General features: G+C 71.3%; 11 protein-coding genes. 2 read left to right on the top strand and 9 right to left on the bottom strand.

Annotated features, from left to right (window positions below; all coding sequences use genetic code 11):
* Positions 1 to 9: 9 nt before the first annotated feature.
* The 7 genes from EZ242_RS10110 to EZ242_RS10080 are packed head-to-tail and all read right to left on the bottom strand — an operon-like array spanning position 10 to position 6,284.
* Positions 10 to 2,004, bottom strand: a complete 1,995-nt coding sequence (locus EZ242_RS10110; protein WP_135285046.1) for an acetyl/propionyl/methylcrotonyl-CoA carboxylase subunit alpha — start codon at positions 2,002 to 2,004, stop codon at positions 10 to 12.
* Positions 2,005 to 2,649, bottom strand: a complete 645-nt coding sequence (locus tag EZ242_RS10105) for a DUF4126 domain-containing protein (protein WP_135285045.1) — start codon at positions 2,647 to 2,649, stop codon at positions 2,005 to 2,007. It abuts the gene before it with no gap.
* Between the two features lie 8 nt (positions 2,650 to 2,657).
* Positions 2,658 to 3,434 carry an enoyl-CoA hydratase/isomerase family protein gene (locus tag EZ242_RS10100; protein WP_135285044.1) on the bottom strand — a complete coding sequence of 259 codons (777 nt, stop codon included), beginning with the start codon at positions 3,432 to 3,434 and terminating at the stop codon, positions 2,658 to 2,660.
* Entirely contained in the window at positions 3,431 to 3,967 is a 537-nt protein-coding gene (locus EZ242_RS10095) for a DinB family protein (RefSeq protein ID WP_135285043.1), read from the bottom strand. The genes EZ242_RS10100 and EZ242_RS10095 overlap by 4 nt, the downstream gene beginning before the upstream one ends.
* Before the next feature lie 18 nt (positions 3,968 to 3,985).
* Entirely contained in the window at positions 3,986 to 4,387 is a 402-nt protein-coding gene (gene vapC, locus EZ242_RS10090; protein WP_135285042.1) for a type II toxin-antitoxin system VapC family toxin, read from the bottom strand.
* Entirely contained in the window at positions 4,374 to 4,637 is a 264-nt protein-coding gene (locus EZ242_RS10085) for a type II toxin-antitoxin system VapB family antitoxin (protein WP_135285041.1), read from the bottom strand. Before EZ242_RS10085 ends, vapC begins: the two co-directional genes overlap by 14 nt.
* Positions 4,638 to 4,676: 39 nt before the next feature.
* On the bottom strand, positions 4,677 to 6,284 hold the full coding sequence (locus EZ242_RS10080) for a carboxyl transferase domain-containing protein (RefSeq protein ID WP_135285040.1): 1,608 nt from the start codon (positions 6,282 to 6,284) through the stop codon (positions 4,677 to 4,679).
* A 107-nt stretch (positions 6,285 to 6,391) separates the two neighbouring features.
* Here EZ242_RS10080 and EZ242_RS10075 point away from each other — a divergent pair, with 107 nt between their 5' ends.
* A complete protein-coding gene (locus tag EZ242_RS10075) occupies positions 6,392 to 7,450 on the top strand; it encodes an AraC family transcriptional regulator (protein WP_240787044.1) in 1,059 nt (352 codons plus the stop codon).
* Between the two features lie 11 nt (positions 7,451 to 7,461).
* On the opposite strand, the gene EZ242_RS10070 is transcribed toward EZ242_RS10075, so the two are convergent.
* The gene (locus EZ242_RS10070) at positions 7,462 to 7,821 is read right to left on the bottom strand and encodes a four-helix bundle copper-binding protein (protein ID WP_135285039.1); all 360 of its coding nucleotides are present in this window, start codon (positions 7,819 to 7,821) and stop codon (positions 7,462 to 7,464) included.
* Positions 7,822 to 7,979: 158 nt separating this feature from the next.
* Between EZ242_RS10070 and EZ242_RS10065 the strand changes: the two genes are divergently transcribed.
* Positions 7,980 to 8,381 (top strand): cupin domain-containing protein, encoded by a 402-nt coding sequence (locus EZ242_RS10065; protein WP_135285038.1) that lies wholly within the window; start codon positions 7,980 to 7,982, stop codon positions 8,379 to 8,381.
* Here the strand turns inward: EZ242_RS10065 and EZ242_RS10060 are convergent.
* Positions 8,348 to 8,926, bottom strand: coding sequence for a restriction endonuclease (locus EZ242_RS10060; RefSeq protein WP_135285037.1), 579 nt, complete (start codon positions 8,924 to 8,926; stop codon positions 8,348 to 8,350). The genes EZ242_RS10065 and EZ242_RS10060 overlap by 34 nt on opposite strands.
* Positions 8,927 to 8,960: the final 34 nt, after the last annotated feature.

Genomic DNA, 8,960 nt, shown 5'->3' with positions numbered 1-8,960 from the left:
GGTGGCGCCTCAGGCGGTCGTGAGCCTGAGCAACTCCGCGCCTTCGGCCACCTGGTCACCGGGCGCGTAGAGCAGCTCCGCCACCGTGCCGTCGGCCGGTGCGGCGATGGTGTGCTCCATCTTCATGGCTTCCATCACCGCGAGCGCCTGGCCCTTGCGCACGGTGTCGCCCGCGCGCACGGCGAAGGAGACCAGCTTGCCGGGCATGGGGGCGGTCAGCCGCCCTGCCTCGGCATGGCCTTCGCCGGCGTGCGCCAGCAGGTCCAGCGAGACGATGGCGGCTGCACCCTGGTCGGTGAACACGTGGTCCACCTCGCCCTGCGTGTAGACCGTGATGCGTTCGCGCGCATCGCCCAGGCGCAGGTCCAGGCCGTGCTCCCCCGTGGGGTCGAAGGCGAGCGCCAGCGGGTTCCCGCCCACCTCCAGGCGCAGGCCACCGCCGTGCTCATAGACCAGCTCGGCGCCGGCGGGCTCGCCCTCGAACTCGAAGGCGAATCGACGCCGGGCGGGGCCATGCGAGCGCCAGCCGTCACGGCGGCTGAAGGGGTCCGCGCCCTGCAGATGCTGCTCCTCGCGCAAGGTGGCGGCAACCGCGGCGGCGGCGGCCAGCGGCAGCGACACCGGGTGCTGGCCGAAGAGCGCGTCGCGCTCCCGCGCGATGAGGGCCGTGTCCAGCCGCGCCGTGGCGAAGGAATCGCTGCGCACCACCTGCCGCAGGAACTGCACGTTGGTGGACAGGCCGACGACGTGGAAGCGGGCCAGGGCGGCGTCCAGCCGGGCGAGCGCCTCCTCGCGCGTGGCGCCGTGCACGATGAGCTTGGCCAGCATGGAGTCGTAGAAGGGAGAGACCGTGTCGCCCTCGCGCACGCCGTCGTCGATGCGCACCGGCGCCCGCTCGAAGCTGGCGGCGGGCGGCTTGCGATAGACCTGCAGCGTGCCGGTGGAGGGCAGGAAGTCGTTCTCGGGGTTCTCGGCGCAGATGCGCGCCTCGATGGCGTGGCCGTCGATGCGCAGCGCGTCCTGCGACAGCGGCAGGGGCTCGCCGGCGGCCACGCGCAGCTGCCACTCGACCAGATCCAGGCCGGTGATGGCCTCGGTGACGGGGTGCTCGACCTGCAGCCGCGTGTTCATCTCCATGAAGAAGAAGGACATGCCGGCTTCGGACTGCTCGACGATGAATTCCACCGTGCCGGCGCCCACGTAGCCGACCGCGCGGGCCGCGGCCACGGCCGCCTCGCCCATCTGGCGGCGCAGCGCGGGGGACAGGCCCGGCGCGGGCGCCTCCTCCAGCACCTTCTGGTGGCGCCGCTGGACCGAGCAGTCACGCTCGAACAGCCACAGGTAGTTGCCGTGCCGATCGCCGAAGACCTGGATCTCGATGTGGCGCGGACGCTGGACGTATTTCTCGACCAGCACGCTGTCGTCGCCGAAGCTGCTGGCAGCTTCGCGCTGGCAGGAGGCGAGCGCGGCGTCGAAGTCGGCCGCGCTCTCGACGGCGCGCATGCCCTTGCCGCCGCCGCCGGCACTGGCCTTGATCAGCACCGGGAAGCCGATGCGCTCGGCCTCGGCGCGAAGAAAGGCGGGCTCCTGGCGGGCGCCGTGGTAGCCGGGCACCAGCGGCACGCCGGCGCGCTCCATGAGCTGCTTGGCCTCGGCCTTCAGGCCCATGGCCTGGATGGCCGAGGCCGGCGGGCCGATGAAGACGATGCCCGCCTCGGCGCAGGCCTGGGCGAAGTCCTCGTTCTCGCTGAGGAATCCGTAGCCGGGATGGATGGCCTGCGCGCCCGTGCGCCGCGCGGCCTCGATGATGCGCTCCCAGCGCAGGTAGCTCTCGCGCGGCGGGCTGGCGCCGATGGCCACGGCTTCGTCGCAGGCGGCGACGTGCTTGGCGCCAGCATCCGCCTCCGAATACACCGCGACGGTGCGAATCGCCAGGCGGCGCGCGGTGGCCGCGACGCGGCAGGCGATCTCGCCGCGGTTGGCGATCAGGATCTTCTGGAACATTCAAAGCTCTCCGGCGGGCGGGCGGCGCCGGCCCGCGACAAGACGCTGCACTTCCTGCACCACCGTGCGCAGGAACTTGAACAGCACGACGATCAGCACCACGCCGATGGCGATGCTCAGCGCCAGCACGAGTGCGAACAGCAGCGGATTCGTGGCGGACAGCCACAGCATGAAGACGACGAAGCCGTCCTCCAGCAGCGAGATGCCCACGTTGCTGAAGGGCTCGGGCGAGGTGTTCACCGCCGCCCGCGTGCTCATCTTGGCCGTGTGGGCGGTCGCGGCCAGTCCGCCCCCGACCAGGGCGGCGATGGTGGCCATGGCCGCACCGTCGGCGCCCAGCGTGCCGGCGGCCAGCGCGGCGCCGGCGGGGATGCGGATGATGGTGTGCACCGCATCCCAGAGCGAATCGACCAGCGGGATCTTGTCGGCGAAGAACTCGACGAAGAGCATGAAGCCGCTGGCCCCCAGCACCGCCGGGTGCTGCAGCACCGCGAGGCCCGGCGGCAGCTCGATCCAGCCGGTGGTGCCCGCCAGCCCGGTGAGGAACAGCACCGCGTAGAGCCGGATGCCGCTGGCCCAGCCGAGCGCAGCGGCGAGCGCCAGCAGCTCGGGCGCGTTGTCGGGGAGGGTCGAGAAGATGTCCATGGGGACGACTACTGCCAGTTCGGGCGGCGCTTGTCCAGGAAGGCCTGGATGCCCTCGCGGCCTTCGGCACTGGCGCGGATGTCGGCGATGCCTTCGACGGTGCGCTGCACCAGCGCGGCGCTGATCTCCTGGCCGGCCACGTCGTGCAGCAGCTTCTTGCAGGCCCGCGTCGCCTGCGGCCCGGCCTGGACCAGGGCCCGCGCCAAGGCCTCCACGCGCGCGTCCAGGTCCTGCGCGGCGACGACCTCGTGCACGAAGCCGATGCGCAGCGCCTCGGCCGCGTCGAAGCGTTCGGCCGTGAGGAAGTAGCGGTGCGCCGCGCGCGGGCCCATGGCGCGGATCACGTAGGGGCTGATGGTGGCGGGGATGAGGCCGATCTTCACTTCGCTCAGGCAGAAGCCGGCCTGGTCCGAGGCCACCGCCATGTCGCAGGCCGCGACCAGGCCCATGCCGCCGGCATACACGTCGCCCTGGACGCGCGCGATGGTGGGCTTGGGGCAGCCCCAGATCAGCTCCAGCATGCGGGCCAGGGCCGAGGCGTCGTCGATGTTCTCCTCGCGGCTGAAGGTGGCCATGCGCCGCATCCAGTTCAGGTCCGCGCCGGCGCAGAAGGCCGGGCCGCGAGCCGCGAGGACGATGGCGCGCACCTCCGTTCGCTGGCCCAGTTCGTGGAAGACGGCCCCGAGTTCGGCGATGAGCTCGTCGTTGAAGGCGTTGCGCACCTCGGGCCGGTCGAGGGTGACGGTGGCGATGCCGTCCTGGAAGCCGAGCTGCAGGTGTTTCATAGGGTCTTCGGGGATGGTGCGCCGAGCGCGCGCGCACCTTGTTGCAGGAGGTAGATCCAGTCCAGCTCGGGCCCGGGCCGCCCCAGGGCCGTGAGGGCGGCGGTGATCTGCCCGCGGTGGTGGGTGGCGTGGTTGAACACATGGCCCAGCGTCGGCGCGAGCGGGACCACGACGGCTTCGCCGTTGCCGCGCCGGTAGCGCAGCTCGCCGTCGAAGGCGGCCGCCGGCTGCGCGGCGATCCAGGCCTGCCAGCGGGCCGCGGCCGCGAGCAACTCGCGGGCGAGCTCGTCGCGGTCGGCGTGCAGCTCGGCGTCCAGCCGCAGCGTGGGGGACTCGCCGTCCATCACGCGCGCCTGCCACAGGCGCTCGGCCACCAGGAGGTGGTTGAGCGTGCCGTGGATGCTGCGGAAGAACAGGCCCAGGTCGCGGCGCAGCAGCTCGCCGGAGAGCTCGCGCAGGTGCGGCTCCAGCAGCCTCTGGCTGGCCCAGGCGTGGTAGGCCGCGAGCTGCCGGAAGTAGTCGTGCAGGGTCATGGCCGCATCCGTTGCCGCTCAATGGCGCCAGGTGCGCAGGCCGCGAAGCTCCTCGAAGGCGTCGAAGTCGCGGTCGCGGTGCAGGAGGATGTACTCGTTCTCGATGCAGAAGGTGGCCAGCAGCACGTCGATGCCACGGCGCACCGTGCGGCCCGAGGCGCGAAGGCCGCGGTAGTGCCTTGCCGCCTCCAGCGCGAGTCCCCGGTCGCAGGTGGACTCCACGTCCAGCCCTTCGAGCAGGACCCGCGCCTGCCGGAACTCGCGCTCGTGGCGAAAGCCCCGCAGCACCTCGAAGAGAACCAGGTCGGGGACGACCAGGCGGACCTCCCCCTCCTCCAGCAGGCGCTCCAGCGTGGCCTGCTGCGGGCCGGGTCGGCCGCTGAAGAACTCGATCCAGACGCTGGAATCAACGACGACCACGGCTGCTCCGCGCGAGCGGCTTGGCGGTCTCCTGCACCCGAAGCGGCGTGGCGGGCGTGTCGGCCGTCCAGTCGATGCCTTCGTCGCCCTCCCAGTGCAGGCGCCCCTTCCACTTGAGGATCTCGCGGTAGGTGGCCTGCCGCGCGAGCAGCGCGAGCCCCGCCTCGACGGCTTCCTTCTTGGTCTTGAACGGGCCGGCCTGCAGGGCCTTCGCCATCAAGTCGTCGTCGATGTCGATGTTGGTGCGCATGATGTGTATGGAATCTCGATTTCACGCACATGCTACACCTTACATGCGGAAAACGCCAAAGCGCGACTCCGGCGTGGGCGAATTCAGCGCGGCCGACAGGCCCAGCGCCAGCACCCGCCGGGTGTCGGCCGGGTCGATCACCCCGTCGTCCCACAAGCGCGCACTCGCGTAATAGGGGTGCGACTGCTGCGCGAACTGGTCGAGCAGCGGCTGCTTGAACGCCGCCTCCTCCTCGGCGCTCCATCGCCCGCCCTTGGCCTCGATGCCGTCGCGCTTGACGGTCGCCAGCACGCTGGCGGCCTGCTCGCCGCCCATCACGGAGATGCGTGCGTTGGGCCACATCCAGAGGAAGCGCGGCGAATAGGCCCGGCCGCACATGCCGTAGTTGCCCGCGCCGTAGCTGCCGCCGATGATCACGGTGAACTTGGGCACGGCCACCGTGGCCACCGCCGTGACCATCTTGGCGCCGTGGCGCGCGATGCCCTCGTTCTCGTACTTGCGGCCCACCATGAAGCCGGTGATGTTCTGCAGAAACACGAGCGGCACCTTGCGCTGGCCGCACAGCTCGATGAAGTGCGCGCCCTTCTGGGCCGACTCCGAGAACAGGATGCCGTTGTTGGCCACGATGCCCACCGGCATGCCCTCGATGTGCGCGAAGCCGCACACCAGCGTCGCGCCGTAGCGGGCCTTGAACTCGTGGAACTCCGAGCCGTCCACGATGCGCGCGATGATCTCGCGCACGTCGAAGGGCTTGCGCGTGTCGGTGGGCACCACGCCGTACAGCTGCGCCGGGTCGTAGCGGGGCGGGCGCGGCGGCTGCAGTGCCTGCGCATGCTGCTTGCGCCGGTTGAGGCTGGCCACGGCCTGCCGCGCGAGCGCCAGCGCGTGCAGGTCGTTCTGTGCCAGGTGGTCGGCCACACCCGACAGGCGCGTGTGCACGTCGCCGCCCCCCAGGTCCTCGGCGCTGACCACCTCCCCCGTGGCGGCCTTCACCAGCGGCGGGCCGCCCAGGAAGATGGTGCCCTGCTCCTTGACGATGATGGCCTCGTCGCTCATGGCCGGCACGTAGGCGCCCCCGGCCGTGCACGAGCCCATCACCACCGCGATCTGCGGGATGCCCAGGGCCGACATGTTGGCCTGGTTGTAGAAGATGCGGCCGAAGTGGTCGCGGTCCGGGAAGACCTCGTCCTGGTTCGGCAGGTTGGCACCGCCGGAATCGACGAGATAGATGCAGGGCAGGCCATTCTGCTGCGCGATCTCCTGCGCCCGAAGGTGCTTCTTCACGGTGACCGGGTAGTAGGTGCCCCCCTTGACGGTGGCGTCGTTGCACACCACCACGCAATCGACGCCGCTCACGCGACCGACCCCCGCGATCAGGCCCGCACAGGGCGCCTCGCCGCCGTACATGCCGTGCGCGGCCAGGGGGGCGATCTCCAGGAAGGGCGTCCCCGGGTCCAGCAGCATCTGCACGCGCTCGCGCGGCAGCAGCTTGCCGCGCGCCGTGTGCCGTGCGCGGGCGGACTCGCCCCCGCCGGCGGCAGCAAGCGCGACCTGGGCGCGCAGGTCCTCGACCTGGCGGACCATGGCCTCGGCATTGGCCTGGAACTCGGCGGAGCGGGGGTTGAGCTGCGACTCGATGGCAGGCATGGGTCTCCTCGGATGCGAACGGCGGATGACCGAGCTTAGGAAAAACCGCGTGGCCTGGGCCTGCCATCGAGGTTGCAAATCGTGCCAGACGATTCCACACTCGCCCCATGCCCGGCCGACCCGCCACCGCCCTTGCAGCCGCCCCGTCCGCCTCGATCCCGATGGCCTATGCCAGGACCATCGCGCAGGCCTTCCGGCGTCGCGGCCTGGACCCCGCCGCGGCGCTGGAGGCGGCACAGATCACGCCACCCGTGTTCCAGGATCCTGGCGCCTGCATCTCGGCCCGGCAGATGGAGCTTCTGTCCGGCGCGGCCATGCAGGCGCTGGACGACGAGGCGCTGGGCGCCTTCAGCCGGCGGCTGCCCTGGGGCAGCTACGGCATGCTGGCGCGCGCCTCGATCACCGCACCGGAACTCGGGCTGGCCTTGCGACGGTGGTGCCGCCACCATGCGCTGCTGACCGACGACCTGCGGCTGCACCTCGAACTCGCGGGCGAGTCCGCCCGGCTGGACATCGAGGAAGGCCCGGCCCATCGCTGCCTGGCCCCCGACGCCCGCGAGCTGAGCCTGGTGCACCTGCTGCGCAACGTGCATGGCCTGGCCTGCTGGTTCATCGATTCGCGCATACCTCTGCAGGCCGTGGACCTGCCCTTCGCGGCCCCGGCGCATGACGCGGCCTTCGCGCACATGTTCCCCGGTCCCGTGCACTTCGGCGCCCCGCGCGCCGGGCTGCGCTTCGATGCGCGCTACCTCGACCTGCCGCTGCGGCGTGACGAAGCCGCGCTCTCCCAGATGCTGCAGCGGGCGCTGCCGCTCACCGTCTTGCAGTACCGGCGCGACCGCCTGCTGGTGCAGCAGGTGCGGCAGGTGCTGCGTGCCGGTGGCGAAGCCGCTCGCAGCGCCGGAGGCATCGCGCGCGCCCTGAACCTGTCCGCGCGCACCCTGCACCGGCAGTTGCGGGAAGAAGGCGCGCTCCTGCAGCAGCTGCGCGACGAGGTGCGTTGCGAGCAGGCCCGCGAGCTGCTGTGGCGCAGCGATCGGCCGGTCAAGCAGGTGGCCGCGGCCGTGGGCTTTCGCAACGAGAAGAGTTTCATCCGCGCGTTCCGCCAGTGGACCGGCAGCGCCCCCGCGGCGTTCCGGGCCGCGGCCTCGCAGCTTCGGACCTGAACCGCAGCGCCTCAGGCGACCGCACCAGCGGTGTTCGCCATCCGCTCGCAGGCTTCGGCGCAGTGGCGGCAGGCTTCGGCGCACTGCTGGCAATGGTCGGCCTCGTGCTGGCCGCATTCGTCGCCGCAGCTGCGGCAGATCCGTGCACACAGGCGGCAGGTCTCGGCGGCATGCTCGCTGCCGCCGGCCATGAAGGCCGCGGCGAGCTGGCAGATCTGCGCGCAGTCCATGTCCAGCGCGATGCAGCGCGCCATGGATTTCACGTCCGGCTCCTGCAGGCAGGCGGCGGCGCAGTGGTGACAGGCGACCGCGCAGGCATTGCACGCGGCGATGCAATCGGCCCATCGGTGCATGGCGTCCTGGATGCCCATGGCGTGCTCCTCGAAATCGGGAGTCCAGTCTAGGAACGCGCGCAGCGTAGCGGCGGCAAGGAGAGCGATGTCTTACCGGGTACGCACTCGGTAACCAGGGGTGCCGGAAGGCCACGCGAAGATAGGAGCACTCGCTTCGCTACACACACCGACGATCCATGGCCCTGCCGCACGCCCAGCTGCTCGAGACGATCAACGTGAGTCCGCTCGGTCCCAAGCTGGTGGATTCCTTCAGCACCAGCCTGATCAAGACCGAGCACGTCCAGCTCCTGCACCTCGTGCTGGCCGCCCGCGAGGACCAGCCTGACCGCCACGTGGACCAGGAGTGCGTGATCCACTGCCTGGAAGGCCAGGTGGAGGTGGTCACGCCGGGCGGCACGCGCAGCCTGGGCCAGGGCCAGCTGGTGGTGCTGCCCGCCCGGCAGAAGCACCACTTGCGCGCGCGAACGGATTGCGCCGTGCTGATGACCCTGCTGCTGGACAACGGCGACGCCGCGCACGGCGGCGGCTCGGGCGCGCGGACGCTTCAGGACGAACCGGGCAGTCCGCGCAACAGCTGAGCCAGCTCGGGCGCGTGCAGCACCTGCACGGAATGGCGCTTGGCCAGGCTGCCCGCCTGCGGACTGAGTTCGCCCAGCGCGACATAGACGCCGCCGCTCGCATCCCGCTCGCGCATGGCCTTCACCAGCGCCTGCAGCATGTCCTCGCCGTGCCGGGCGGCTTTCCAGCGCTTGGCGCTCACCAGGGCCTTGCGGCCGGGACGCTGCAGCAGCAGGTCCACGCCGCCTGCCGCCGGCTCCACCGACCATCCCTGCCGCTCGAAGCCGCGGGCCAGCAGCGCCGAAAACTCCGTCCAGCCCATGGCCGACAGACGCTGCGCCAGTGCGTCCACCTGGCGGGCGCTGGGCAGGCGCCACTGGCGCTGCAGCGCCACCAGCCCCAGCCCCACGAAGGGCAAGGCCCCGGCAGCGCCCACGAGGCGCAGCTGCTCGGGCAGCAGGGCCTGGGAGATCGCGAGCAGCACGAGCGCCAGCCCGATGCTGATCCACCACGGCGAGCGCAGCAGGACCGCGAAAAGCGAATTGGGGGCCATCCGGAACTTCATGGGGGCGGATTGTCGCGCACGCTCCTGAGGGACA

This window comes from Ramlibacter rhizophilus, from assembly GCF_004681965.1.
Lineage (GTDB): Bacteria > Pseudomonadota > Gammaproteobacteria > Burkholderiales > Burkholderiaceae_C > Ramlibacter > Ramlibacter rhizophilus.
Note: the sequence above shows the minus strand (reverse complement) of the source record. Positions and strands in the feature narration are given on the sequence as shown.

Coding starts and splice junctions, on each gene's coding strand:
- EZ242_RS10110 (WP_135285046.1), bottom strand. CDS start 2,004: ATGTTCCAGAAGATCCTGATCGCCAACCGCGGCGAGATCGCCTGCCGC.
- EZ242_RS10105 (WP_135285045.1), bottom strand. CDS start 2,649: ATGGACATCTTCTCGACCCTCCCCGACAACGCGCCCGAGCTGCTGGCG.
- EZ242_RS10100 (WP_135285044.1), bottom strand. CDS start 3,434: ATGAAACACCTGCAGCTCGGCTTCCAGGACGGCATCGCCACCGTCACC.
- EZ242_RS10095 (WP_135285043.1), bottom strand. CDS start 3,967: ATGACCCTGCACGACTACTTCCGGCAGCTCGCGGCCTACCACGCCTGG.
- EZ242_RS10085 (WP_135285041.1), bottom strand. CDS start 4,637: ATGCGCACCAACATCGACATCGACGACGACTTGATGGCGAAGGCCCTG.
- EZ242_RS10080 (WP_135285040.1), bottom strand. CDS start 6,284: ATGCCTGCCATCGAGTCGCAGCTCAACCCCCGCTCCGCCGAGTTCCAG.
- EZ242_RS10075 (WP_240787044.1), top strand. CDS start 6,392: ATGCCCGGCCGACCCGCCACCGCCCTTGCAGCCGCCCCGTCCGCCTCG.
- EZ242_RS10070 (WP_135285039.1), bottom strand. CDS start 7,821: ATGGGCATCCAGGACGCCATGCACCGATGGGCCGATTGCATCGCCGCG.
- EZ242_RS10065 (WP_135285038.1), top strand. CDS start 7,980: ATGGCCCTGCCGCACGCCCAGCTGCTCGAGACGATCAACGTGAGTCCG.
- EZ242_RS10060 (WP_135285037.1), bottom strand. CDS start 8,926: ATGAAGTTCCGGATGGCCCCCAATTCGCTTTTCGCGGTCCTGCTGCGC.